The 26,088-nt window shown below is 73.6% G+C and carries 21 protein-coding genes; 13 read left to right on the top strand and 8 right to left on the bottom strand.

From position 1 onward, the window contains the following. The first annotated feature begins 35 nt into the window (after positions 1–35). The 3 genes from AB0L45_RS28600 (at position 36) to AB0L45_RS28590 (ending at position 3,006) form a co-directional block, all read left to right on the top strand. Positions 36–485, top strand: coding sequence for a hypothetical protein (locus AB0L45_RS28600; protein ID WP_365844881.1), 450 nt, complete (start codon positions 36–38; stop codon positions 483–485). A gap of 195 nt (positions 486–680) precedes the next feature. Beyond that, positions 681–2,309 carry an adenosine deaminase gene (locus AB0L45_RS28595; RefSeq protein ID WP_365845121.1) on the top strand — a complete coding sequence of 543 codons (1,629 nt, stop codon included), beginning with the start codon at positions 681–683 and terminating at the stop codon, positions 2,307–2,309. A gap of 100 nt (positions 2,310–2,409) precedes the next feature. Next, entirely contained in the window at positions 2,410–3,006 is a 597-nt protein-coding gene (locus tag AB0L45_RS28590; protein WP_365845119.1) for a chorismate mutase, read from the top strand. 46 nt (positions 3,007–3,052) lie between these two features. On the opposite strand, the gene AB0L45_RS28585 is transcribed toward AB0L45_RS28590, so the two are convergent. Both AB0L45_RS28585 and AB0L45_RS28580 read right to left on the bottom strand, forming a co-directional pair. After that, complete coding sequence (locus tag AB0L45_RS28585) at positions 3,053–4,318, bottom strand: cytochrome P450 (RefSeq protein WP_365844879.1); 1,266 nt, start codon at positions 4,316–4,318, stop codon at positions 3,053–3,055. Positions 4,319–4,670: 352 nt separating this feature from the next. After that, positions 4,671–6,389 (bottom strand): acyl-CoA synthetase, encoded by a 1,719-nt coding sequence (locus AB0L45_RS28580; RefSeq protein ID WP_365844877.1) that lies wholly within the window; start codon positions 6,387–6,389, stop codon positions 4,671–4,673. Between the two features lie 247 nt (positions 6,390–6,636). On the opposite strand from AB0L45_RS28580, the gene AB0L45_RS28575 reads away from it, so the two are divergent. The 5 genes from AB0L45_RS28575 (at position 6,637) to AB0L45_RS28555 (ending at position 11,097) form a co-directional block, all read left to right on the top strand. Next, positions 6,637–7,437, top strand: coding sequence for a crotonase/enoyl-CoA hydratase family protein (locus AB0L45_RS28575; protein ID WP_365844875.1), 801 nt, complete (start codon positions 6,637–6,639; stop codon positions 7,435–7,437). A gap of 88 nt (positions 7,438–7,525) precedes the next feature. Beyond that, a complete protein-coding gene (locus AB0L45_RS28570) occupies positions 7,526–8,518 on the top strand; it encodes an OB-fold domain-containing protein (RefSeq protein ID WP_365844873.1) in 993 nt (330 codons plus the stop codon). Further along, positions 8,518–9,594 (top strand): thiolase domain-containing protein, encoded by a 1,077-nt coding sequence (locus AB0L45_RS28565; RefSeq protein WP_365844871.1) that lies wholly within the window; start codon positions 8,518–8,520, stop codon positions 9,592–9,594. Before AB0L45_RS28570 ends, AB0L45_RS28565 begins: the two co-directional genes overlap by 1 nt. Next, on the top strand, positions 9,591–10,787 hold the full coding sequence (locus AB0L45_RS28560) for a thiolase domain-containing protein (RefSeq protein WP_365844869.1): 1,197 nt from the start codon (positions 9,591–9,593) through the stop codon (positions 10,785–10,787). The genes AB0L45_RS28565 and AB0L45_RS28560 overlap by 4 nt, the downstream gene beginning before the upstream one ends. A 70-nt stretch (positions 10,788–10,857) precedes the next feature. Beyond that, positions 10,858–11,097, top strand: coding sequence for a DUF397 domain-containing protein (locus AB0L45_RS28555; RefSeq protein ID WP_365844867.1), 240 nt, complete (start codon positions 10,858–10,860; stop codon positions 11,095–11,097). A 17-nt stretch (positions 11,098–11,114) separates the two neighbouring features. Here the strand turns inward: AB0L45_RS28555 and AB0L45_RS28550 are convergent, their stop codons facing one another. The 5 genes from AB0L45_RS28550 to AB0L45_RS28530 all read right to left on the bottom strand — a co-directional run bounded on the left by AB0L45_RS28550 (position 11,115) and on the right by AB0L45_RS28530 (position 15,629). Next, positions 11,115–11,852, bottom strand: coding sequence for a leucine-rich repeat domain-containing protein (locus AB0L45_RS28550; RefSeq protein ID WP_365844865.1), 738 nt, complete (start codon positions 11,850–11,852; stop codon positions 11,115–11,117). A gap of 97 nt (positions 11,853–11,949) precedes the next feature. Beyond that, complete coding sequence (locus AB0L45_RS28545) at positions 11,950–13,164, bottom strand: RICIN domain-containing protein (protein ID WP_365844863.1); 1,215 nt, start codon at positions 13,162–13,164, stop codon at positions 11,950–11,952. Between the two features lie 258 nt (positions 13,165–13,422). Then, entirely contained in the window at positions 13,423–14,106 is a 684-nt protein-coding gene (locus tag AB0L45_RS28540) for a hypothetical protein (protein ID WP_365844861.1), read from the bottom strand. A gap of 429 nt (positions 14,107–14,535) precedes the next feature. Next, entirely contained in the window at positions 14,536–15,330 is a 795-nt protein-coding gene (locus AB0L45_RS28535; RefSeq protein WP_365844859.1) for a DUF2637 domain-containing protein, read from the bottom strand. A 65-nt stretch (positions 15,331–15,395) separates the two neighbouring features. Continuing rightward, the gene (locus AB0L45_RS28530) at positions 15,396–15,629 is read right to left on the bottom strand and encodes a hypothetical protein (protein ID WP_365844857.1); all 234 of its coding nucleotides are present in this window, start codon (positions 15,627–15,629) and stop codon (positions 15,396–15,398) included. Between the two features lie 548 nt (positions 15,630–16,177). Between AB0L45_RS28530 and AB0L45_RS28525 the strand changes: the two genes are divergently transcribed. The 5 genes from AB0L45_RS28525 to AB0L45_RS28505 all read left to right on the top strand — a co-directional run bounded on the left by AB0L45_RS28525 (position 16,178) and on the right by AB0L45_RS28505 (position 24,178). Further along, positions 16,178–17,701, top strand: coding sequence for a cytochrome P450 (locus AB0L45_RS28525; RefSeq protein ID WP_365844855.1), 1,524 nt, complete (start codon positions 16,178–16,180; stop codon positions 17,699–17,701). Positions 17,702–17,715: 14 nt separating this feature from the next. Continuing rightward, the gene (locus AB0L45_RS28520; protein WP_365844853.1) at positions 17,716–18,906 is read left to right on the top strand and encodes a terpene synthase family protein; all 1,191 of its coding nucleotides are present in this window, start codon (positions 17,716–17,718) and stop codon (positions 18,904–18,906) included. A gap of 156 nt (positions 18,907–19,062) precedes the next feature. Next, on the top strand, positions 19,063–20,439 hold the full coding sequence (locus AB0L45_RS28515) for an FAD-dependent oxidoreductase (RefSeq protein WP_365844851.1): 1,377 nt from the start codon (positions 19,063–19,065) through the stop codon (positions 20,437–20,439). Between the two features lie 265 nt (positions 20,440–20,704). Next, complete coding sequence (locus AB0L45_RS28510) at positions 20,705–23,635, top strand: AAA family ATPase (RefSeq protein WP_365844849.1); 2,931 nt, start codon at positions 20,705–20,707, stop codon at positions 23,633–23,635. Positions 23,636–23,677: 42 nt separating this feature from the next. Then, positions 23,678–24,178 carry a hypothetical protein gene (locus AB0L45_RS28505; RefSeq protein ID WP_365844847.1) on the top strand — a complete coding sequence of 167 codons (501 nt, stop codon included), beginning with the start codon at positions 23,678–23,680 and terminating at the stop codon, positions 24,176–24,178. A gap of 43 nt (positions 24,179–24,221) precedes the next feature. On the opposite strand, the gene AB0L45_RS28500 is transcribed toward AB0L45_RS28505, so the two are convergent. Then, positions 24,222–26,088, bottom strand: a 1,867-nt coding sequence (locus tag AB0L45_RS28500) for a peptidoglycan recognition family protein (RefSeq protein ID WP_365844845.1), incomplete at its 5' end; no start/stop codon positions are given.

Below are 26,088 nucleotides of genomic sequence, written 5' to 3'. Positions count from 1 at the left end.
TGCGCGACGGATGCGCGTGACAGGGAGGAACGGACGTGACGGAGCGGACCGAGGGTGGCGCAGTGGTGCGGTTGGACGAGGGGATCCGGGAGCTGGGGCGGCTCGTGGGCCGGTGGCGGGTCGACGGCGGGGCGGCCGGCACGGTCGCCTTCCGCCCGCTCGACGGGGGCTTCTTCCTGGTGCAGGACGTCGACCTGGAGCAGCACGGACAGCGGGTCACCGGCATGGAGGTGATCGGCAGGGAGAAGCCCTACGGGGCGGAGGCCCCGGGGGACGACATCACCTCCCGTTTCTACGACAGCGAGGGCCACACCTTCGACTACGTGTACGAGTTGGCGGGTGACACCCTGACCATCTGGGCCGGTGAGAAGGGCTCGCCCGCGTACTACCGGGGCACCTTCACCGCGGACGGCGACACCTTGGCCGGCGCCTGGGTCTATCCGGGCGGCGGAGGCTACGAGTCCACGATGACCCGGATCGGCTGACCGTTCGCCGGGGCCGAGGCAGCGGACCGTGCCGTACCGGGCGTTTCCGGTCCGCACCTTGGCGGGATCTTGTTCACCCAAGGGGACGCAGGCCCGCATGCCGTTGCCCTCGGGGCCCGCCGAAATCGCCAGGATGAGCCGGTGATCACTCCCCCTCGTCATCGCCGACGGCACCGCCGGTCCGTTCCCCTCGTCATGGGGGCGGGCGCCCTGGCCGTGCTCTCCCTGCTGCCGACCTCCGCACTCGCCGCGCCACCGGCCCCGGCCGCCTCGGATCCGGCAGCCCCGGACCCGGCAGCCCAGGACATGGCCGCCCCGGACCCGGCAGCCCCGCGCGCGGTCGCCGTCCCCACCGGCGCCGAACGCCGGGTCTCCGCCTACCTCGACGGGATCAGGAAGCGGCCGGCGGCGCTGCGCGCCTTCTTCCACGACCTGCCCAAGGGCGCCGACCTGCACAACCACCTGTCCGGCGCGGCCTCCACCGACCTGCTGATCAAACTGGCGGGGGACGACGGTCTCTGCATCGAGACCAGGACGATGACCGCTCGCCCCGCCCCGTGCGGGCCGGGGACGCGTCCGGCGGTACAGGCCCGTAAGGACCGCGCGTTCTACCGGCAGATTCTGCGGGCCTGGTCGATGCAGGACTTCTCGTCCGCGTCCGGTGAGTCCGGGCACGACCACTTCTTCGCGGCCTTCGGGAAGTTCGGTGAGGTCACCTGGCGCCACGGCGGCAGGCTGCTGGCCGACGTCGCCAACACCGCTGCCCGGCAGAACCAGTTCTACCTGGAGACGATGCTGACGCCCGCCTCCGGCGGCAGCAAGAAACTGGCCGACCAGGTCGGCTACCACGCGGACCTGCGCCGGATGCACCAACTGCTGGTGGCCGGCGGCAAGCTGGACCAGCTCGTACGCGACGCGGGCCGGGAGATCGACAAGGGCACCGCGGAGTTCCGCAAGGCGGCGGGCTGTGACACACGCAAGCCCGCCCCCGGCTGCCGGACGACCGTCCGCTACATCTCCCAGGTGTCGCGCAGTGGCAAGTCCGAGCGCGTCTTCACCCAGATGGCGCTCGCCATGCGCCTGGCCGAACGCGACCACCGGTACGTCGCGGTGAACCTCGTTCAGCCGGAGGACGAGCGGAACGCGCTGCGCAACTACCGGCTCCACATGCGGATGCTGGACTTCCTGCACGGCGTCTACCCGCGCGCCCACATCACCCTGCACGCCGGTGAACTCGTCCCCGGCCTGGTCAAGCCCGAGGACCTGCGCTTCCACATCAACGAGGCGGTACGCACCGGGCACGCGGAGCGCATCGGCCACGGCGTCGACGTGGCGCACGAGGACGACGCGCCCGCGCTCCTGCGCACCATGGCCCGGCGCGGCATCGCGGTGGAGGTGCCGTTCACGAGCAACCGGCAGATCCTCGGCGTCTCCGGCGCCGACCACCCGTTCCCGCTCTACCGGCGCTACGGCGTACCCGTCGTGCTCTCCACCGACGACCCCGGGATCTCCCGCAGCAACATCAGCAACGAGTACCGGTACGCGGCTGTCACGTACGGACTGCGCTACCGGGAACTGAAGGACCTGGCGCGCGCTTCCCTGGAACACGCCTTCCTCCCGGGGCGCGGTCTGTGGGCCGACCGGAGCGACGGGCAGCGCGCGTACGAACTGGCGCGCCCGTGCCGTATGGAACGCCCGGGAGCGCGTGAGCCGCGCGCGGCCTGCACGCGGTTCCTCGCCAAGAACCTGAAGGCGGCCCTGGAGTGGCGGCAGGAGGTGGCGTTCGCCCGCTTCGAGCACCGCGTCCTGCACGCGCGGCACTGAAAGGGAGGGCTTGAGGGGGGCGGCGGGAGGGGCGGGGCCGTACGATCGGGCGGACGGGCGGCACGCGTGACACGTGAACGAAGGTGGCGGGGTGGCACTGGTGATACGGAACGCGCGAACTCCCCTGCGGCGGCTGCTGACCGCGGCCGCCGCCACGGCCGTCCTCCTGACCGCCGCCCCGACGCCGGCGACAGCACACCCCGCCGCCCGGGACACGGCCGCGCTGCGCCCGCTCGCCGATCTGTCCGCCCGGCGCCTCGCCACCGCAGACCTGGTGGCCGCCGCCAAGTGGGGCACCGGCAGTCCCGTCGACGATCCGGCGCGCGAGCAGCAGGTCCTGGACGCGGTCGCGCGGCAGGCGGCCGGACTCGGCACCGATCCGCAGTGGACCGCGCGGATCTTCCGGGACCAGATCGAGGCCAACAAGACCGTGCAGCGCGGCCTCCACCGCCGGTGGACCCTGGACCCCGCGCAGGCGCCGGCCGAGCGGCCGGACCTCGGTGAGGTGCGCAAGGAGATCAACCGCGTCAACGACGCGCTGGTACGGGCGATCGCCGCGTCCGGGGAAGCGCGGACGTCACCGGGCTGTGTCCCGTCGCTGGCGGGCGCCGCCGCGCACGTACGTCGTGAACAGCACCTGGACGTCCTGCACTCGCCGGCGCTGGCCCGGTCCGTACGGTCCGTCTGCGGCCGGTAGCAGCAGGCCCTGGCGCCCCGAAGAGCCGACGGACCCCCTCCCGACGTCAGGACCCGCCCCGCGCCCCCGCAAGCACCACCGGCAGTTCGCCGAACCCGTTGAAGACCAGGGACGGGCGGCGGGCGGGCGGGTGCTCCGGGTCGTGCAGGGCGAGGCCCGGGAAACGGTCGAAGAGCGCGGGCAGGGCGACGGCCGCCTCCAGCCGGGCGAGCGGCGCGCCGAGGCAGTGGTGGATGCCGTGCCCGAAGGTGAGGTGGCGGATGGGGGAGCGGGTGATGTCGAAGCGCTCGGCCGCCGGCCCGTGCTGCCGCGGATCGCGGCCGAACGCGGTGTACGAGAGCATCACCGCGTCGCCCGCGCGTACGGTCCGGCCGGCCACGTCCACGTCACACAGCGCGTAGCGGAACGGGAAGTGCGCGACCGGCGGATCCCAGCGCAGCGCCTCTTCGACCACCGCGCTCCAGGGCACCTGCCCGCTGCGCGCCAGGGCGAGCTGGCCGGGGTGGGTGAGCAGCGCGTGCACGGCGTTGCCCAGCAGGTTCACCGTGGTCTCGTGTCCGGCCACGATCATCAGCACGAGCGTGTCGACCAGCTCGGTCTCGCTGAGCTGTTCCGTGCCGGAGGCCACCAGCGCACTCGTCAGGTCGTCCCCGGGCCGCTCCCGCTTCTCGCCGAGGAGACCGGCGAGCACGGCGCGCAGCTCACGGTGGACCGCCGGCGCCTCGGACGGGTCCGACGGGGTGGCGAACAGCGCCCCGCACAGTGACCGCAGCCGTTCGCGACGGCTGTCGGGTACGCCGAACAGCTCGCAGATGACCCGAATCGGCAGCGGATGGGCGTAACGGGCGCGCAACTCGACCGGCTCCCCGGACCGGTCCGCGGCGAGCCCGTCCAGCAGCTCGCCGGCCAGCTCCGCGACGCGCGGCCTGAGCCGCTCCACGCGGCGCGCGGTGAACGCGCGGGCCAGCGGGGCGCGCAGCCGGGTGTGGTCGCCCGCCGTCGCGGTGGTCATGTTGGCCACGGTCAGCAGCGGCGCCAGCGGCCAGGAACGCGGGACCTCACCGCTGCGCCAGGCGCGCCAGGCGCCGATGTCCTTGACGAAGCGGCTGTCGGCCAGCACCTCGCGCCCCGCCTGATGGTGGGTCACCAGCCAGGCCGACACGCCGCCGGGCAGGAGGACGGGCACCAGCGGACCCGCCGCACACAGCGAGGCCGTGCCGGAGCGGGGGTCGTGCGCGGCCGGGTCGAGCCGTACCGGAACACCGGACGTACCGGAGGGGGCGCTGCCGAGCGCCACGCCGTCGAAGTCCATGCTTCAGGTTAGAACCCCCGCCGGTCCCCTTCCCACCCTTGGTGCGGGCCCCGGCTTGCTGCATTCGGGGGGAGCGGCGTGTGCCAAGCGGGTGAAGGGACGGGGCCGGTTGTCGTCCCGGCGCGGGGTACGGGCAACCGTGCGGATGTCCCCTTCCTCCCACTCAGGAGAACGTCCTCATGTCGAAAATTTTTGCTGTCATACCCTGGCCTGGCGCGGCGCACACCACTTCGCGGGTGTGTGGGCCGCGCCGTCACCACTGCCGTACCGCCTGAACCAGCCGGTCAGGGGCTCCGGCCGCCGTCGGGGCGGCGGCCGGAGCCCGGTCCGTGCGGGGTGGCGCCGGGTCTCGTCAACCCCGCGCCTCACGACCGTCCGCCTCAGAAGCCCCCTCCTCCGGAGCCCTCGCCCCCGAAGGCTCCTCCTTCGGAGCCCTCGCCCCCGAAGCCTCCTCCGAAGCCACCGCCTTGGCCCACCGGTAGTCCGCCTTCCCGCTCGGGGAGCGCTGGATGTGCTCGGTGAAGACGACCGACCGCGGGATCTTGTAGCCGGCCAGCCGTGCACGGCAGTGGCGCTGCACGGCCTCCAGGCCCAGCGGCGCGGCCCCGTCCCGGAGCTGTACGACGGCGGCCACCCGGCTGCCCCACCGCTCGTCCGGCACCCCGGCCACCAGCGCGTCGTACACGTCCGGATGCGCCTTCAGCGCCTGCTCCACCTCCTCCGGGTACACCTTCTCGCCGCCCGAGTTGATGCACTGCGAGCCCCGGCCGAGGACGGTGACGACACCCGCCTCGTCGACGGTCGCCATGTCGCCCAGCAGCACCCACCGCTCGCCGTCCGCCTCGAAGAACGTCTCGGCGGTCTTGCGCGGGTCGTTGTAGTAACCGAGCGGTACGTGCCCGCGGAGCGCGAGCCGCCCCACCTCGCCCGCCGCCACCCGCACGGGGACCGGGGAGGCGGGGTCGACCACCGCCGTGTGCGCGTTGACGCGTAACCGGAAGCCCCGGCCGGGGCCCGAGTCCTCGGTGGCGGTGCCGTTGAAGCCGGACTCGGAGGAGCCGAAGTTGTTGAGCAGCAGGGCGCCCGGCACCAGGGCGGCGAACTGGGCCCGTACGGTCTCCGAGAGGACCGCCCCGGAGCTGCTGACGCTGAACAGCGAGGAACAGTCGGTGCCCTTGAGCGGACCCGCCAGCGCGTCCGCGAGCGGGCGCAGCATCGCGTCGCCGACCAGCGAGACGCTGGTCACCTTCTCGCGTTCGATGGTGCGCAGCACCTCTTCCGGTACGAACTTGCGGTGCAGGACCACCTTCTGCCCGAAGTGGAAGGCGATGAAGGCGGTGAGGGTGGAGGTGCCGTGCATCAGCGGGGGCGTGGGGAAGAAGACGAGCCCGTCGCCGCCGGCGGCGACGCGTTCGGCCAGTTCCTCGGGGCGCCGTACGGGTTCGCCGGTCGGCGCGCCGCCGCCCATGCCGGAGAAGAAGATGTCCTCGTGCCGCCAGAGGACGCCCTTGGGCATCCCGGTGGTGCCGCCGGTGTAGATGACGAGCCGGTCGTCGCCGGAGCGCGGGGCGAAGTCGTGGTCCGGCGCCCCGGAGGCCTCGGCGTCCGTGAACGGCACCGGTGCGACGGCGGGCTCCGGGGCGTCCGCGGGCGGCGTGCCCACCCGCACCAGGTGGCGCAGTCGCTCCGCGTGCGGCAGGGCGGCGGCGACCCGGCCGGTGAACTCGGCGTCGAAGACCAGGGCCACGAGGTCGGCGTCCCGGTAGAGGTAGGCCAGTTCGTCCTCGACGTAGCGGTAGTTCACATTGACCGGGACGGCGCGGATCTTCAGGCAGGCGTACAGGGTCTGGAGGTATTCGACGCCGTTGTAGAGGTGCAGGCCGACGTGCGCGCCGGGGGTGACGCCGTGGTCGTGCAGGTGGTGGGCGAGGCGGTTGGCGGCGCGGTCCAGCTCCGCGTACGTGAGCCGGCGCTCCGCGCCCGTACCCGGATGGTCGAGGAAGACCAGCGCCTCGCGTCCGGGAACCGTGTCGACGACCGACTCGAACAGATCGGCGAGGTTGTATTCCACGTCTCCTCCAGAACGGGCGGCGTCGGCTCGCGGTCATTAGAGCGCCGCGCGCCGCACGGGGGAAGGGGCCGGGCGACGGAAACTGACTGACTGTCAGGAATCTCTTGAAGTCGGCTCCGGGCTACTGCAACCTGTTCTACGTTCCGGGCGGACGGCCGCCGGCCGGCGGCGGGCGCGTACGGCCCGCAGGCGGCCCGGCCGGTACCGCACGGCTCGCGACCGTACGACCGTACGGACAGGAGGACGCATGGGCGGGACCGAACACCTCACCGTGGCACGCGACGGCGCGACCCTGGTGCTCACCCTCGACCGGCCGGAGGCGAAGAACGCGCTCTCCCTGCCGATGCTGGTGGGCCTGTACGACGGCTGGGTCACCGCCGACGAGGACGACAGCGTGCGCTCGGTCGTCCTCACCGGCGCGGGCGGCGCCTTCTGCGCCGGCATGGACCTCAAGGCGCTGGCCGGGCGGGGCATGGACGGCGAGCCGTACCGCGAGCGCCTGAAGGCCGACCCGGACCTGCACTGGAAGGCCATGCTGCGCCACCACCGCCCGCGCAAGCCGGTCATCGCCGCCGTCGAAGGGCCGTGCGTCGCCGGCGGTACGGAGATCCTCCAGGGCACCGACATCCGGGTGGCCGGGCGGAGCGCCACGTTCGGGCTCTTCGAGGTACGGCGCGGACTGTTCCCCATCGGCGGGTCGACGGTCCGGCTGCCCCGCCAGATTCCGCGCACCCACGCCCTGGAGATGCTGCTCACCGGGCGCCCGTACAGCGCGGAGGAGGCCGCACGCATCGGGCTGATCGGGCGCGTCGTGCCGGACGGCGACGCGCTCGGCACGGCCCTGGAGATCGCCGCGCAGATCAACGCGTGCGGCCCGCTCGCCGTGGAGGCGGTCAAGGCGTCCGTCCACGAGACCGCGGCGATGACCGAGGAGGACGGGCTCAAGGCCGAGCTGGAACGCGGCTGGCCGGTCTTCGACACGGCCGACGCCAAGGAAGGCGCCCGCGCCTTCGCCGAGAAGCGCCCGCCCGTCTTCCGGCGCGCCTGACCCTGGCCGGCCGGCCTGCCGGTCCGCCCCGCCGGCCTGCCGCTCCGCCCCGCCGCGCCCGACCCCGTACGGAAGCGAGGAGCCCCGCATGACCCCGACCTCCCGCACCCCCGATGTGCTGTCGGCCCCGCTCGTCGTCGAGTTCCCCTTCACCCGGTCCCTCGGGCCCGTACAGAGCGCCTTCCTCACCGGGCTGCGCGAGCGGGTCGTGCTGGGTGTGCGGACCGGGGACGGGCGGGTGCTGGTGCCGCCCGTCGAGTACGATCCGGCCACGGCCGAGGAACTGCGCGACCTCGTCGAGGTCGGCGCCACCGGCACCGTCACCACCTGGGCCTGGAACCCGGCACCGCGCCGCAACCAGCCGCTGGAGACGCCGTTCGCCTGGGCGCTGGTCCGCCTCGACGGAGCGGACACCGCGCTGCTGCACGCCCTGGACGCACCCGGGCCGCAAGCCGTGCACACCGGGATGCGGGTACGCGTCCGCTGGGCGCCCGAGCGCACCGGCGCCATCACCGACATCGCGTGCTTCGAGCCGTACGAGACCGCGACGGCCGCTGAACCTACCCCGCACAGTGACGCAGCCACCGAACCCGTCCCGCACAGCGGCGAGTTCCCCGACCCCGTCACCGGCATCGTCGCCCCCGCCCGCCTCGACTACACCTACTCGCCCGGCCGCGCCCAGTCCCGCTACCTCGCCGCCCTCGCCGGGCACCGCACCGTCGGCGAGCGCTGCCCTTCCTGCCGGAAGGTGTACGTACCACCCCGCGGCGCCTGCCCCACCTGCGGCGTGGCCACCCGCGACCAGGTCGAGGTCGGTCCCAGGGGCACCGTCACCACCTTCTGCATCGTCAACATCAAGGCGAAGAACCTCGACATCGACGTGCCGTACGTCTACGCGCACATCGCCCTGGACGGCGCCGACCTGGCCCTGCACGCCCGGATCGGCGGCATCCCGTACGACGAGGTCCGCATGGGCCTGCGAGTGGAACCGGTGTGGCGCGACGACGGCCGCTACCCGGACCACTACCGGCCCACCGGCGAACCGGACGCCGCCTATGACAGCTACAAGGAGCTGGTCTGATGCCCGCGAGCCACACAACGGCCGGGCCGCCCCGCGAGATCGCGGTCGTCGCCTTCGCGCAGAGCGACCCCACCCGTGACACCGCCGAGATCTCCGAGGCCGAACTGCTGCTGCCGGTGCTCCAGGACGCCCTGGGCCAGGCCGGGCTGCGGGCCGCGGAGATCGACTTCACCTGCTCCGGGTCGTCGGACTACCTGGCCGGGCGGGCCTTCTCGTTCACCATGGCGCTGGACAGCGTCGGTGCCTGGCCGCCCATCGCCGAGTCGCACGTCGAGACGGACGGCGCCTGGGCGCTGTACGAGGCGTGGGTCAAGCTGCTGACCGGCGACGCGGAGACGGCGCTCGTGTACGCGTACGGCAAGTCCTCGTCCGGCGAGGTCCGCGACGTGCTCACCCGCCAGCTCGACCCGTACTACCTCGCGCCCCTGTGGCCCGACTCCGTCTCCCTGGCCGCCCTCCAGGCCCAGGCCCTCATCGACGCGGGCGACACGGACGAGGCGGCGCTGGCCGGGATCGCGGCCCGCCGCCGCGCCGACGCCGCGGCCCCTCCGCACGCCCGGCTCAGCGGCACCGTACGGCACGGCCCGTACGCCGTCCGGCCCCTGCGCACCGGTGACTGCCCGCCGGTCACCGACGGCGCCGCCGCCGTGGTCCTCGCGGCCGGTGACACCGCGCGGCGGCTGTGCGACCGGCCCGCCTGGATCCACGGCATGGACCACCGCGTCGAGGCCCACGGACTCGGCGTACGGGACCTCACCGACTCGCCCTCCACCCGGCTCGCCGCGGAACGCGCCGGAGCCTTCGAACGGCCGGTGGACACCGCCGAACTGCACGCGCCCTTCACCTCGCAGGAGGTGGTGCTCCGCACGGCGCTGCGGCTGGACGACGCGGTACGGATCAACCCGTCCGGCGGCGCCCTCGCCGCGAACCCCATGATGGCCACCGGCCTGATCCGGATCGGCGAGGCCGCGGCGCGCATCCGCGACGGCGCGTCGCGGCGGGCCCTGGCCCACGCCACCTCGGGGCCCTGCCTCCAGCAGAACCTGGTCGCCGTACTCGAAGGGGAACCGCGATGAGCGAGGCCGGAGCGTCCCGGACCACCGCCCGCAAGGAACCGGTCGCCGTCATCGGCATCGGCCAGACCCGGCACGTCGCCGCGCGCCGCGACGTCTCCCTGGCCGGGCTCGTGCGCGAGGCGGCCCGACGCGCCCTCGACGACGCCGAACTGACCTGGCAGGACATCGACGCCGTGGTCATCGGCAAGGCCCCCGACTTCTTCGAGGGCGTCATGATGCCCGAGCTGTACCTGGCCGACGCGCTCGGCGCGGTGGGCAAGCCGATGCTGCGCGTGCACACCGCCGGCTCGGTCGGCGGCTCCACCGCGCTGGTCGCGGCCGACCTCGTCGCCGCCCGCGTGCACCGCACCGTGCTGACCCTGGCCTTCGAGAAGCAGTCCGAGTCCAACGCGATGTGGGGGCTGTCGCTGCCGGTACCGTTCCAGCAGCCGCTGCTGGCCGGCGCGGGCGGATTCTTCGCCCCGCACGTACGCGCGTACATGCGGCGTACGGGCGCGCCCGCCACGGTCGGCTCCCTGGTCGCGTACAAGGACCGCCGCAACGCGCTGAAGAACCCGTACGCGCACCTCCACGAACACGACATCACGCTCGCCAAGGTCCAGGCGTCCCCGATGCTCTGGGATCCGGTCCGCTACTCCGAGACCTGCCCGTCCTCGGACGGTGCCTGCGCGATGGTCCTGACCGACCGGGCGGGCGCGCGGCGGGCACCCCGGCCCGCCGCCTGGGTGCACGGCGGGGCGATGCGCAGCGAGCCGACCCTCTTCGCCGGCAAGGACTTCGTCTCCCCACAGGCCGGCAAGGACTGCGCGGCGGCGGTGTACCGGCAGGCCGGGATCACCGACCCGCGCCGGGAGATCGACGCGGTCGAGATGTACGTGCCCTTCAGCTGGTACGAGCCGATGTGGCTGGAGAACCTGGGCTTCGCCGCGCCGGGTGAGGGCTGGAAACTCACCGAGTCGGGCGTGACGGAACTCGACGGCGACCTGCCCGTCAACCCCTCCGGAGGGGTGCTCTCCGCCAACCCCATCGGCGCCTCCGGCATGATCCGCTTCGCCGAGGCGGCGCTCCAGGTACGCGGACAGGCAGGGGAACACCAGGTCCCCGGCGCGCGCCGGGCCCTGGGCCACGCGTACGGAGGCGGCTCCCAGTTCTTCTCGATGTGGCTGGTCGGCGCCGAGCCGCCCGCCACCTGAAGCGCGCCCTGTCCGACACCGGGCGGGGTGACTAGGCTGACCGCGACGCCGAACCGGGAGGAGCAGCGACGTGGCCGAGGGCATCATGGAACAGCGGCTCGCGGACGGGAGCAGGCCGGAGCTCGACCTGACCGGCGCCGCGTGGCAGTCCAGCAGCCAGGGGATGGGGGACGTGCAGGTGGCCTTCGTCGAGGGCTGGATCGCGATGCGCAACCGGCGCACCCCGGAAGTGCCCGCGCTGGTCTTCACACCGGCCGAGTGGCGCGGCTTCGTCCTCGGCGCCCGGGAGGGGGAGTTCGACCTCACCTGACGTCTGTGGAGGCGCTCTCAGGCCAGGACGACACAGCCGCGCTCGCGCAGCGCGCGCAGCGGCGGTGCGTCGTGGTCCACGGAGTTCCAGCGCAGGTCCAGCTTCTCCAGGCACGGCAGCTCGGCCAGCCAGTGCGGTACGCCGTGCAGGCGGTTGCCGCGCAGGTCGAGCCGGCGCAGCGACGGGAGCCCGCGCAGGGCCTCCGGGACCTGAGCGAGCGCGTTCTCCCGCAGCTCCAGTTCCCGTAGGGCCCGGAGGCGGCTCATGGCGGCGGGCAGCCCCGCCAGACGGTTGCCGCGCAGCCACAGCTCCCGCAGGTGTGCGAGCCGGCCGAGGGAGGCCGGGAGGTCCGTGAGAGCCGCGTGCTGTGCGCGGAGTTCGTGCAGCGAGGCCATGCCGCCGAGCGACTCGGGAAGCCGGCCGAGCGGATTCTCCCCGATGTTGAGGTAGCCGAGCCGGTCCAGCTTGCCGAGGGCCGCCGGGAGCCCGGTGAGCCGGTTGTCGTGCAGGTACAGGAAGCGGGTGAGGCCGGTCAGGTTCCCGATCTGCTCGGGCAGGTCCGTGAGCGCGTTGTGGCCGAGGTCGAGCGTGTGCAGCGCGCGCATCCCGCCGATCTCGGGCGGCAGTACGGTCAGCCCGTTGTCCGCGAGGATCAGCACCCGCAGCCCGGTACGCGCCCAGACCTCGGCAGGCACCGAACGCAGCCCCGCCTTCCAGTGGTTGAGCACCTGCGCGGAGCCTTGAGTGTAGGTCATGCCCGCAGACTAGGCGCCCGCCCGCCCGCCGGAGCGGGCGGACCGGATGACCGGACGGAGACGGCCGCCGGTCACCCGGCCGCACGGGGCCGCTGCGTCACGCCCACAGCCCCAGCAGGAACGGGTAGGCGTGCAGGACCGGCGCGGGCCCCTGGACGAGGTCGCGCAGGGTGAAGACGGTGTACTCGGTGCCCTTGGTGGCGAAGAAGTGCACCTCGTCGCCCACGGTGGCGGAGGCCAGCGCGTCCGGGGCCTGCCAGCCCTTGGGCAGCTGGTCCAGCGGCACCGGCTGCACCTCGCGGAGGTCCGGCGCGCGGAACCGGCCGTCGATCAGCACCGTGGCCTGCTCGCAGAACAGCAGGTACTGCGAGTCGTCGGGCCGGGCCGGCGCCGCCTCCAGCACCCGGCCGTACGGCTCCAGCTCGCGGGACGGGAAGTACTCCTCGGTCCGGTCGATGCCGTCGTCGCCCTTGTCGGAGAAGGCGACCGTCAGGTCACCCTTGATCCCCAGGTACGTCCGGCCGCTGTGCCGCGGGGCCCGCGTGACGAAGTCGAAGCCGCCGTGGAACTCCTTGGGCAGGTGCGGGAACCGCGTACTGATCTTGCGCGGTGCCTCCTCGACCCGGTTGCGCGAGGAGAAGCGGATCACCTCGTCACCGCGGAACCCCTCGAACCGTACGTAGGGCGTGGTGTCGCCCGGCACGTACTTGGCGACGGTCCCGAAGACACCCCCGGCGGCCTCCAGCGACGCCTTGAAGACGTGCGTGACGGTCGAGATGATGCCGCCGCCCGGCTCCACCAGCAGCCCGGACAGCGCGTCGAAGACCGGGTCGCTGCCGCGCGCCTCGACCGGCTCGAAGGTCCACTGCTCGGCGGTGCGGTAGGCGCCGGTGTTCTCCGTCGACTGGTCGATCACCGCGCCCGGCCCCGCGGCGTTGTCGCGGACGTTGACCCACAGGCCGCTGTGCAGGTTGGCGATGCGGTACGGGTCCTCGTCGACGAGCTGCCACGACTGGCTGCGGTACGCCGGGGTGTTCTCCTCCAGGTGCTCCTGGACCAGGGGCGTGCCCTTGTCCTTGCCGCACCTGCGGACCTGGAGGTACCCGCCGCTGTGCTGGTTCTGTATCCGGAAGGTGCGCTCGCCGCCCGGCGCGGACTCCAGCCGCCATGCCTGGGCGGCCCGCTGCGGCCAGTCGTACAGCCGCTCCTGGACGATGTCCGCTGGGGACTGTTTGGTGTGGCCCTTGACGGTCAGGTACAGGCCGCTGCTCACGTTCTTGATCAGGTACGTGCCCTTGGCGCTGACGCTCACGGGGACCTCCTGGGAGCGGACGGAAAAGAGTTCCGGTTCCGGCGTCCCACCCTAGGAGCCCGCTCCCCGGGGCGCGACGGTGCGGCCACGGACCCGGCCAAGGTCAGATCCCGGTCCCCGGCCGGGTGCGCACCGCCCACAAGGCGCGATTCGCGGCAGCCCCGCTCCACCGCTCCGGTCGGCACCTCAGCAACGGCCGGAACAGCACGCAGGAAAGACGCCCGCCACCCGCGCGGCGGCGCCCTGGGGACCGTGACCTCAGTGCTGGTGGGGAATGGAGCGGGCGCGCTCCAGCGAGTTCGCCTGGGCGGGGCCGTGCTCGGCGCGCGGAGCCGGGTCGACGGCCCGCGACGCGTACCCGGCGGGGGGCTCCGGCGGCTGGCCCTGCTGGGGATCCGCCAGGACCGTGGTGGCCAGGTGCCGCAGCACGTCCGCGTGGGCGTGCAGCATCTGGTGCGTACGGGTGTCCTCGGGGTCGGCCAGCAGGATGCGGGCGGCGGTGTTCACGGCGCGCAGCCGCGGCTTCTGGGCCGTACGGTGCGCCCGGGGCAGCGACCGCCAGGCGGTGTTGGCGACGGTGATCAGCCGCCACAGGTCGTTGGTGGCCGGGTCGATGTCGTAGAACCGCAGGCCGTACCGGCCGACGAGCCAGTACGAGAGGGACAGCGCCGCGGCCGCCACCAGGTCGAACGTCACCCACGCCCGCGCCATGTGGTCGCGCTCCATGGCCGCGCCGACCAGCAGGGCCACCCCCGCGCCGCCCGCGCCGAAAAGGACCGAGGCGAGCACGCCGAAGAACGCGACGGCCGGCACGATGCCGATCCCGTTCTCACTGTCCACCCGGAGCAGACCCTGCCAGTGCGGCGCCAGGTACCGGGCGTAGCGGACGGGCTTCGGGGCGGGCTCCGTGACAGCGATTCTCTTCGCCCAACTCACTGCCATCGCTGCTCACTCCTTCGTCGGGCACGGACGCACGGGTTCACGCCTCCACCAACGAACAACGGAATTACCGGATACGCTCGGCCGGCTCAAACAACGTTTCTGCGGTGGAGTTTCCTCCGGACAGCCGGGCGCATGGGGGGCGTAGGCGGTCAGTGCTGCCGGGGCACCCGCGTACGGCCGTCCGAAACGCCGCCGGAATTCCCGGACACGGCGCAGCAGACCCGCCCGGAAGGCTGATCTGAATATCAGCCGACCGGCCGGTGACGGAAATCCGGCAGCGCGAGGAAAATCGCCGCGACGCGTTGTTCCGTGGCCGTTCGGAGCCGCGGCACGGTGAAAGGACAAGGACCGGAAAAACAGAAGGCGAGGACCGCCGTGCCCCGGCGTCCTCCACGTGGAGGACGCCGGGGCCGCGGACGGCTGCCGGGGTCAGCGGCCGGAACGGTGCCGGTGGGCGCCGCGGTGGGAGTACGCGTGCCGGGTGGCCGCCGCCGGCGGTCCGGGGTCGAGCTGGCGGATGAGCTGGTGGAAGCAGAGGAGCACGGTCACCGGCGGCAGCCCCGCCACGGTGATGCCCGCCGGGGTGGTGGGCGCCTTGGCGATGCACAGCACCGTGGCCACCGCCGCGAAGAAGATCACGACGCACCACGAGTGGGCGGTGCGGCGCCGGTGGGTGCGGGCCCGCAGGATGGACAGGATGGCGGCCATCCACGGCCCGTAGACCAGCAGCGGCCACAGCTGGGCGATGCGCGGCGACGTGGCCTCGCCGGCCAGGGCCCGCAGCGGCGGATAGGACGCCACCGCGGCGAGCAGGGCGACCGCCACCACGATCACGGACGTCAGGGTGACGGTGACCAGGCTCAGCGTGCGCCGCCAGGACCGGGTGCCGCCCTCCCGGCCCTCGCGGGCGGCGCGCAGGAGGGACGGCTTGCGGTGGCTGTGCCGCTCGGAGACCGGCAGGTCGGCGGCGACGGGCGGCTGTTCGGCGGTGTCCAGCAGCTGCGCCAGTTCGGCGTCGAGGTCGTCGGGCACGACCATCGGTGCCGCCGCGTAGGCGTCGTAGGCGTCGGCCAGGCTCTCGTGGGCCGGCTGGTCGCGGAAGAGGGGACCGTCCGCGAGGCCGAACGCGGCCGTCAGGTCGGGCTCGGAGGTGACTTGGGCGGGGATCCGGTACCCGTCGGCGGTGGACGGCATCAGCAGGTGGAGGGTGGGGGGATCGTACACGGCAACTTCCCTGCGGGCTGGGCGGCGGCGTCGAGGCCCGGGCTGTCAGGCGGCGCGGGCCGCCCTCAGCACCGCCGGGGCCCGGCGCCGTACTCGGCTTCGGTCTGCTGCGACCACAGCGTCGCCTTGATCCGGTCGAGTTCCGCGCCGAGGCGGTCCAGCAGATCGGCGGAGAGTTCCGGGCGGAAGTATTCCCTTTCGCATTCCGCTTCGGCCTGCGGCCGGTCGGTTGCGGGGGAGTCGGAGATGCCAACGGGCTTGAAGAAGCGCCGGCCGAGACGTCGTACCGGCTGATCCACAGGAGTGTCAGGCATACATGCGGAACGAAAATGCCGGGACAAAGGGACGGGTTTCCGGGTCCGGCGGGTCCAAGTGAACTCAAGCAGACGTGGAGGGTACGAAGAGGAGGTGATCGGAAAGGTGGATGATTCACCTCCGGGCCGGCGCCGGCACCGTACGCCGGGCCGGCCGGCGGCCACCGGAGCGGGCGCCCCTATACCATCCGCTCCCGCCGTACGCCACCACGGCGTGGAACGGTGTGTGGGGGCGGACGGCCCCGGCGCACGGCCGCTGCTGCGCGAACGGTTGTGCGCCCAACGGCGCCCACCTCGGGAGCGAAACGTTACTGCCGACGTCGGAGCGGCTCCGGCGCGCGCCGTACCGTTTCAGCGTAGGCCGCTCCGGTGAGCTGACCCCCACTCCGACGCGCCCCCTCCAGAAAGTATGTCCATGGGACCAGCAGGGCGGCCCGGGTAGGTAATGGTGCGTCACATCTCCCTGTCCCCGCCGCTCCCGGGCCCGTTCGACGACGGCCCGGGACACCGGCCGAACAACGAGGTGGTCCCCGATGGGAATACCTGGAGAGGCGGGCGTCCGCGCACCGCACGGCCCCGCGGCCGCCGCGCCGGACACCTGGATCGTCTCGACGGCACCCGGCGGCGTCCCGCTGCTGGGACACGCGCTCCCGCTGTGGCGGCGCCCGCTCGAATTCCTCGCCTCGCTGCCCGCCCACGGCGACCTGGTCGCGATCCGGCTCGGACCGCAGCGCGTGTGGCTGGCCTGCGACCCGGCCCTGGTGCAGCAGATCCTCATGGACCCGCGCACGTACGACAAAGGCGGGCCGCTGTACGACACGATGCGCATGGTGCTCGGCAACGGCCTGGTCACCTGCCCCCAGGGCGCGCACCGCCGGCAGCGCCGGCTGGCCCAGCCCTGCTTCCGGCCGTCCCGGATCGCCGATTACGCGACCGTGATGAGCGCCGAGATCGGCGCCGCCGTACGGGAGTGGCGGCCGGGCCAGATCCTGGACGTCACCGACACGATGCTGGACCTCTCGGCCCGGGTGACCACCGGCGTGCTGATGTCCACCTCCCTCGACCAGGGCATCGCGGCCGAGGTCCGCGCCTGCCTGGCGACCGCCATGCGCGGCGTGCTGCTGCGCGCGGTCGCCCCGCTCGGCCCCCTCTACAAGCTCCCCACCCCCGGCAACCGCCGCTTCGACCGGGCCCTGTCCCGGCTGCACCACATCATCGACGGCATCATCGCCGAACGCCGCGCCCACCCCACCGGACACGACGACCTGCTGGCCACACTCCTCGAAGCCACGGACGACGGCGGCCCCGCGACCGGCGGCGACGCGGCACCGGACGGCACCCACGCCCCGGCACCCGGCCGCCCCGCCACCCGGGAGGCACCCCACGCCGAGGAACCGCTCACCGACCGAGAGGCCCACGACCAGCTGATGACCTTCCTGGTGGCCGGCATCGAGACCACCGCGCTGGCCCTCGCCTGGACCCTCCACCTGCTGTCGGCCCACCCCGAGGAGGAACGCCGGCTGCACGCCGAAGTCGACACCGTGCTCGCCGGCCGCCCGCCCGGCCCCGAAGACCTGCCCCGGCTCGGCCACGCCCGGCGCGTGGTCACCGAAGCCCTGCGCATGTACCCGCCCGGCTGGGCGCTGACCCGCGTCACCACCACCGAGACCACCCTGGCCGGCCACCGGCTGGCACCGGGAAGCACCGTCCTGTACAGCGCGTACGTCCTGCACCAGGACCCGAAGGCCTTCCCCGACCCCCAGCGGTTCGACCCCGACCGATGGTTGCCGGAACGCGCGGGAAGCGTTCCGAGCGGTGCGATGCTCCCGTTCGCCGCCGGCAACCGCAAGTGCATCGGCGACCACTTCGCGATGACCGAAGCCGTGCTCGCCCTTGCCGCCATCGCCGCGCGCTGGCGCCTGCGCCCGCCGTCCCCCAGGACCGTACGACCGGTCCCGGCGGCCGTGCTGAGCCCGGGCCCGCTGCCCATGGTCTGCGAGCCCCGCGGCAGGCCGGACGGCGGCGCAGCGCCGGCAGTGCCACCTCAAGCACCGTGAACATGGAGAGAACCATGCAGGCAACAGGCTACGGCGCCCCGCATCACGAGATTCCCGCCGCCCGCCCGTCCGCGGTCCCGTTGTCCGGGGACCGGCCGGAGACCGGCCCGGACCCGGCAGCGGCAGCGGCAGCCGCCTCCGTCGTCGTCCCCCAGCTCTTCTGCCCCATCCCGGCGGCGCCGCACCACGAGACCGCCGTCATCGAGCGGCGGGTGGTGGACTGGATGGCGCAGTTCGGCTTCTGCGACGACGACTTCCACCACGCACAGGTACTGGCCAACCGCACCGCCGAGTGGGCCTGCCGGATCGCGCCCGACGGCGCCACCGACCCGCTGCAGATCGGGGCCGACTGGTCCTGCCTGGGCCTGCTGCTGGACGACGTCTACCTGGACGGCGGGCTCTTCAGCCGGAACCCGGAACGTTTCCTCCCGATGGCCGTCCAGGTCATCCACGGGGCCGACCACCCCGAGACCACCGACGACAAGAAGGCCGACCCCTACACCGCGGCCTTCGGCGAGGTCTCGCACCGCTACCGGCGGCACGCCTCCGGCACGGTCGTACGGCGCTGGGTCGACGGCGTCGCCGAATGGTTTCTGGCCGCCTGCGTCGGCATGGGCCAGCGGGCCTCGGGCACCGTACCGAGCCTGGAGGACTACTTCGTCATCGGCCCGCGCGACCGCGGCACCAAGGCGTCCATCGCCGTCATCGAGATGGCGGAGGGCACCTCACTGCCCACCGAGGAGGCCGAGACACCCCGAATACGAGCGCTGACACAGATCGCGTCGGCACTGGTCACCTTCGCCAACGACGTGTACTCGTACCACCGTGAGGTCAAGGAGCAGTCCCTGGAATCCAACCTCGTCGGCGTCCTGGAGCACGAACTGCGCGTACCGCCCCAGGAAGCCATGGTCCGGGCGGCCGCCCTGCACGACCGCCTGATGTGCCTGTACGTCACCCTGCGCGACCGGACCGCCGTGCGGGCCGCTCCCGAGGTGCGGTGCTACCTCGGACAACTGGACCACTTCATCCGGGGAAACCTGGACTACAGCGCCGTGACCCCGCGCTACCGGTCCGACCCGGGCGCCGCCCCCGATCCGGCACCCGCGTTCGGCGTCTGGGCGGACTCGCCCAGCGATGGGAGTCTCGAAGCGCTGCCGCTGCGCCCGGTCGCGTGGTGGTGGGACCAGCTGAGCCCCGTGATGTGAGCCCCGGGGCGCCCGCGCCCCTCCGGCTCCGCGGTCCACGGGGGCCGGCCCGTTCCCGGCGGCCCCCTCGGACCCTTCGGCCTTGTCCCCACGTCCCGGCACCCGGGCCGGCGCCCCGCGGGCGCGGCCGGGCACCGGCAGGAAGGGTGAACCGTTGTGAGTGCACAGCCCCGTGCCGTCGTGGTGGGCGGCGGTATCGCCGGCCTGTCCGCGGCCTTCCGGCTCCAGCAGGCCGGCTGCGAGACCGTCGTCCTGGAGAGCGGCCCGCCGGAGCTGATCGGCGGCCGGATGGCCACCGTCGACGTCTCCGGATTCGCCGTCAACCGCGCGGCGACCATCCTCATCCACAGCTACCGCGAACTGATCCGCCTGACCGCCGCGGCCGGCCTGGCCGGCGAGGTGGTCCCCGGCAGCGACCTGTTCGGCCTGGTCCGCGGCGGCCGGGTGGACCGGGTCCGCCTCGGCTCCCGCCGGCAGCTGGCCACCGGCGGACTGCTGACCAGCTTCCCCCTCGGCGACGTCGCCAAGCTGCTGCGCGACTACCGCCGCGTGCGCCCGCTGCTGACGCCGCACGACATGTCCCCGATGGCGGCGGCCGACTTCGAGTCCGTCCACCAGTACGCCACCCGCCGCGGCCTGCGGCCCGAGACCCTGGAGTACCTGCTCGACCCGCTCGTCTCCGGCCTGTGCCTGGGCGAGCCGGAAGAGGTCTCGGCCGCGATGCCGTTCGTCTTCATCGACGTCATCCTCTGCGGCGGCGGCTTCTTCACCTCCAAGGAAGGCGTCGGCTTCCTGCCCAAGGGGCTGGCCCGGCAGCTCACCGTCGAACACCGCGCCCAGGTCACCTCGGTCGAGGACCGCGGGGACGAGGTGGCGGTCACCTGGCACCGGCCGGGCGAGCCCGAGCACCTGGAGACCGCCGCCGCCTGCGTGCTGGCCGTACCGCCACCGCAGGTACCACCCCTGTACGGGCAACTGACGCCCGACCAGCGGGAGTTCCTGGACGACGCGCCGTACGCGCGCAGCATCCACGTCGCCTTCGGGCTGGACCGCCCGACGGCGGAACGGGCGATGCTGGTGCAGGCCTCCCGTGTCGAACACCCCGACCTCTGCGCCTTCGTACTGGAGCACAACCTCTCGCCGCAGCGCGTACCCGCCGGGACCGGACTGGTCATGACCCACCTGCGCGGCGCCTGGTCGGACCGCAACTGGGACCTGGGGGACGACAAGGTGGTGGACCACGTCCTGGCCGGCGTCCGGCGGATGGGCGTCCTGCCCGAACTGGAACGGCACACCACGATGACGCACATCTGGCGCGTCTCCCCGTGCCTGATCGGCCGGCGGCCGGGGGACTACCGCGCCATCGCCCGCTTCGCGGCCGGATGCGACGCACACGGCCGCGTCCAGCTCGCGGGCGGCGACATGCTGGGCCACTCCACCACCAACAGCAGCGTCTGCTCCGGGGAGCGGGCCGCCCGCAACCTCGTGACCCGGCTGCGTACCGAAGGAGCGCTCACGCCGGTCCGCCGCTGACCTGCGTGCCGGGCGGCCCGACCCTGCTCGGAACAGGCCTGACGCGTCCGCAGGAGTGGCTGCTCGCGAGTGTCCCGGACGGGCCGGAACGGCCGTGCGCGGGCGCTTATAGCACGCCCCGGCCGCCGGTGTGCAGCATGTCACTCATCCTGGTTACCGCGGGTCCGTATGGGCGTACGCTCTGCGCTATCGCAGGCAGAGTGCGGCCGGTACGGGCCCGCACTCGCGGCGGGCGGGAGCACCCACGCGGCGAACGGATTCAGTCATGTCCAACGGATGGGAGCAGGTGCGCGACGCACGCCGTGCCCTGCTCGAACGGAACGCCGAACTCGAAGCCCTGGAGACGGCGCTGACCCGGCTCTGCGCCCCTGGCGGCGGCCCCGCCGCCGCACCGCGCGGTGGTCTGCTCTCCTTCGCCGCACCGGCCGGCCTGGGCAAGACCGCGCTGCTCGCCGAGGTCCGCGCCCGCGCCGCCGCGCACGGCTGCACCATCCTGTCCGCACGCGGCGGCGAGCAGGAACACGGCATGGCCTTCCACGTCGTACGCCAGCTCATGCAGCCGGTCCTGGCCGCGTACGACGAGGCCGCCTCCCGCACCGTCCTGGGCAGCTGGTACGACATCGTCGCCCCGGCCCTCGGCCTGGTGGCCGACGCGGGCGGCAGCGTGCCCGACCCGACCGGTGTGCGCGACGGCCTGGACTGGCTGGTGACCCGCCTCGCCGTGCAGCAGGCGCCCACCGTGCTGATCCTGGACGACGCCCACTGGGCCGACCAGGAGTCCCTGAGCTGGCTCACCGCCTTCGCGCCCCGGGCCGAGGACCTCCCGATGCTCGTGGTGGTCGCCTACCGGCCCGAGGAACTGCCCCGCGACGCGGCCCCCTTCCGCAAACTCGCCGAACGCCACGCCACCCGCCCCTTCACCCTCACCCCGCTCACCTGCGACGCGATCGCCAGCATCATCCGCGAGGCGATCGGCGAGAGCGCCGAGGACAAGTTCTGCACCGAATGCTGGGCGGTCACCGACGGCAACCCCTTCGAAGCCGTCGAACTCGCCGCCGGACTCCGCGACCGCGGCGTCGAAGGCGGCCGGGACGACCTGACCGCCCTGCGCGAACTCGCCTCCGCCGTCAAGGGCAAGGGACTGATCGACCGGCTGGACCGGCTCGACGGCGCCGCCGTCCGCCTCGCCTGGGCCGTCGCCGTCCTGGGCACCTCCGCCACCCCCGACATCACCGCGGGCGTCGCCGCGCTCGGCACCGAGTCCGCGGTCCAGGCCGTCGCCCAGCTGCGCGAGGCACGCGTCCTGGCCCAGGACGAGGCCCCCGACGGCATCCTGCAGTTCGCCCACCCGCTGATCGCCACCGCCGTCCACCGGGCGGTACCGGCCGCGCTGCGCGTCGGTATGCACAACATGGCCGCCGAAGCCGTCGTGGAAGCCGGACTGGGGCCCACGGTCGCCGCCCGGCACCTGCTGGAGGTGCCCTGCCAGGGAGACGACTGGGTCGTGCACCGGCTGCGCCAGGCCGCGCGGGAGTACGTACGGGCCGGAGCGCCCGACGCCGCCCGCCGCGTCCTGGCCCGCGCCCTGCGGGAACCGCCCTCACCCGAGAACCGCGCCGCCGTCCTGTTCGAACTGGGCGCCGCCACCTTCCTCTCCGCCCCCGAGGTCACCGTCAACTACCTGCGCGAAGCCCTGGAGGAACCGGACGTCGACCCCGAACTGCGCGAGGCCATCACCTACCGGCTGGCCCAGGCACTCGCCCACACCGACCAGGTCGCCGAGGCCGCGGCGCTGGCCGCCGAGGAGGCCCGGCGCACCAGCATCCCCGCCACTCGGCTGCGCATGCAGGCCGAGAACTTCGTCTGGAGCGCCTTCCGCGCCGACGAACCGGACTCCGCCGCCCGCTCCCGCAGGCTGGCCCGGCTCGCCGACCACCTCGCCGGCGACGGCCTCGCCGAGCGCTACGTCCTGGGCCTGCGCGCCTGGGACTGCGTGGTGCACGGCGAGCCCGCCGCCACCGCCCTGCGCTACGCCGAGGCGGCACTGATCGGCGGGCTGAGCTGGACCGAGGACAACCGGGGGTTCGAGGTCCCGGTCGCCGTCGCCATGACGTTCATGTACTGCGACCAGCCCGGCCGGGCCGAGGAACTGTTCACCCGCGGCATGGCCGAATGCGAGCGCAAGGGCTGGCGCGGCGCCCACCTGGCCTTCGGCCACGCCCTGCTCGGCTACATCCGCTACCGCCGCGGCGCGCTGGCCGAGGCCGAGACGCTGGTCCGCGAGGGACTGCGGATCGCCGAGCGGGTCGGCGGCGCGGTGCCCGCCCGGTGGTACGCCATCGGCATCCTCATCGAGATCCTGCTCGCCCGCGGCCGTATCCAGGACGCCCAGGAACTCGCCGACCACTTCAGCTACGGCGACATCGTGCCCAACGCCGTCGTCTACCCCGACTCCCGCACCGTCTACAGCGAACTGCTGCTGGCCCGCGGACTGCACCGGCACGCCGAACACCACCTCAAGGCGGTCGGCAGGCGGCTGGAGGCCCGCGGCATGCGCAACCCCGCCTGGTGCCCCTGGCAGCTGCACCTCGCCCGCGCCACGGCCCTGACCGACAGCCCGCGCGCCGTCGCACTGGCCGAGGAAGGCGTACGGCGCGCCCGCAGGTTCGGCACCGCGACGGCGGTCGGCGAGGCGCTGCACTGCGCCGCCACCGTGATCGGCGGCGGCCGGGCCCTGAAGCTGCTCGCCGAAGCCGTACGCGAGCTGGAGCACTCACCCGCCGGGTACGCGCTGGCCGAGGCCCTGGTCGACCACGGCGCCGCCCTGCGCCGGGCCGGCCTGCCCCAGGACGCCGCCGAGCGGCTCTACCGCGGGCTGGAGGGCGCGGTGCACTGCGGAGCCGACGGCCTGGCGGAACGCGCCCGCGACGAGCTGTCCGCGGCCGGACTGCGCCCGCTCCAGCTCCACAGCACCGGCACCGAAGCACTCACCGCCCAGGAACGGGCGGCCGCCGAACGGCTCGCCCTGGGCTGGCCCACCCGCCGCATCGCCGAGGAACTGGCCACCCCGGAGCCGGTCGTCACCCGCCTGCTGTCCAACGTCTGCCGCAAGATGGGCACGGACTACGCGGGCCTGCCCCGGCTGCTGGAGTTGTCCGCCCACGGCACCGCCCCGGACGGGCCGCCGCCGGGTTGACGCCGGGCCCGCCGGCCGCCGGCGGCCACGTACGATGGCGGTATGTCCTTCCTCCGCCGCCGCAGCGCAGCCACGCCCGCCGGGCCTGACTTCGACGTCCTCGCCATGGACCCCGGGGACTGGCCCGGCAATCTCGGAGCGGGGCTGCTGCCCGCTCCCGACGGCAGCTGCCAGGGGGTCTTCCTGCGCTACGACCTGTTCGGCGGCCGCGGCCCCGCGATGATCATCGGCAACCTCCCGGAGGGCTCCCCGGCCCGCGACCTGGCCGACGGCCAGGTGCCGTTCGAGGTGGCCCAGCTGCTCGCCGCGCTCGGCAACGACGAGCCGGTCACCGTCGTCGAGACCGAGGACACCCCGGTCATGCACGACGACAACCTGCTGATCGTCAAGCGCATCAAGTGCTCGGAGGGCCGGATCTCCTGCGCCCAGTTCGACCGCAGCGACGGCGTCCTGGTCACCATCGCCAGCTGGGACCGCCCGATCACCGACGACCTGTACGCCCTCCTGAAGCCGCTGCCGGCGGAGATGTTCCAGCAGGGCTGAGCACCGTGCCCGGCGCCCCTCCGGGCACGGCGCCTCCCGCGTGCTACTTGTTCGACATCCGTACGTCGACGTCCGCCGCCCGTACGTACCCCACCCGGTGCCCCACCTGGATCTCGTAGTACACGTCCTGGCCGCGGACGACCGCGTGCCGGGACACGTCGTACGTCGGGGCGTAGAAGTACTCGCCGCGCACCCGGTTCCCGACGGTGTAGCGCTGGCCGGACAGCAGCTGGTACGGGAGCGGGGTGACGGCCTGTACGGGCACGCCCGGCGGGTAGGCCGCCGCCTCCGGATACGCCCGGCCGTAGACCGGGATGTCCGCCCGGCCGGCCTTCGGCGTGATCACCAGGCCCTTGGCGTCGACCGCGGTGGGCTGCTCCGCCGGGTTGCGGAACCACGCCTTCTGCCCGAGGTACCAGATCGCGGTCCACTCGCCCCGGCGGTCCGCCACCGCGTACCGCTGGCCGGTGGTGGCCCGGGCGCCGGTGTCGTTCACCCCGGTCGTCGAGGGACTGCCGTCCGGCCGCAGACCGATGTCCCTGACCAGCGGGGCGCTCTCGCTCGGCTCCGTGTGCAGGCGGACCGCCGTCGAACCGTGCGGCGCGCACGGCTGCCCCGGCTTCCCGCAGTCCGTGTAGGCGGGCCGGTGCCGGTCGTAATCGGGACGGATGGTGACCAGGCCGCCCCTGGGGCCCGCCGTACGGGCGAACGGCTTGCCCAGCAGCCGGAAGTAGTGCGCCCAGTCCCAGTACGGGCCGGGGTCGGTGTGCATGCCCTTGATCGTGGCGGGGGTCGTGCCGGGCACGTTGTCGTGGCCGATGATGTGCTGCCGGTCCAGCGGCAGGCCGTACCGGTGCGCCAGGTAGCGCACCAGCCGCGCCGAGGCCCGGTACATCGCCTCGGTGTACCACGCGTCCGGAGCCGCGAGAAAACCCTCGTGCTCGATGCCCACGGAGTGCGCGTTGACGTACCAGTTGCCCGCGTGCCAGGCGACGTCCTTCGTCGGCACGTGCTGGGCGATCAGCCCGTCCGCCGACCGGATCGTGTAGTGCCAGGAGACGTACGTCGGGTCCTTGATGAGCTTCAGCGTCGTCTCCCACGACCCCTCGGTGTCGTGGATGACGATGGCGTCGACGCTCTGGTCCCGCGGCCGGTCCGCCTTGTCGTGGTTCCCGTAGTCACCGTCGCCGAACTCCTCGTACGGCGCCGGGACGGACACACAGGAGACCGTACGCGGGCATTCGAGCCGGGCCCCGGCCGGCGCCGCCGCTGACCGCAGCCCCAGGCGCCCGAGCTGCGCACGGTCGGCCCGCAGCCCCGGCGAGGCGGGCAGCGTCACCCGCCGGCCCGAATCGGTCGTACGGGACTGGCCCTCCCGCAGCACGTCGTACACGTCGTCGGCGAAGCGCGCCGCCGTCCGCACGTCGTCGGCCCCCGAATAGCGGGCGACGGCCCCGTACCAGCGGGCCGGATCGGCGGTCCGCAGCCCGAGACGGCGCTGCTCCGCGGCCAGCAGCGCCGCACCGCCGCGGATGTTGGCCGCCGGGTCGCGCCGCAGCCGTTCGGCGGGCAGCCCGGTCAGCCGCGCCGCCCGCTCCAGGGTGCGCAGCCTGGCGGGCAGCTCACCGGCGGCCGGGAGCGCCGCGCGCACCCGCTTGCGGGCCCGGGAGCCGTCACCGCGCGGGTCCTCGTCGCCGTCGCTGTGGTGCGGCCGCCCGGCCAGCGCCGTACGGGCGTCGGTCAGGTGCATCGGGCCGTAACCGCCGGACACGCTGGGCGCGCCGCCGTGCCCGTCCCAGCGCGACTCCAGGTACGCGACGGCCAGCAGCACGTCCTGGGGCACGCCGTACCGCGCGGCGGCGTCGGCGAACGCCTGCTGGAGGGAGCCGGCGCCGGGCTGCGCCGCCGCG

The organism is Streptomyces sp. NPDC052496, from assembly GCF_040679095.1.
Lineage (GTDB): Bacteria > Actinomycetota > Actinomycetes > Streptomycetales > Streptomycetaceae > Streptomyces.
Note: the sequence above shows the minus strand (reverse complement) of the source record. Positions and strands in the feature narration are given on the sequence as shown.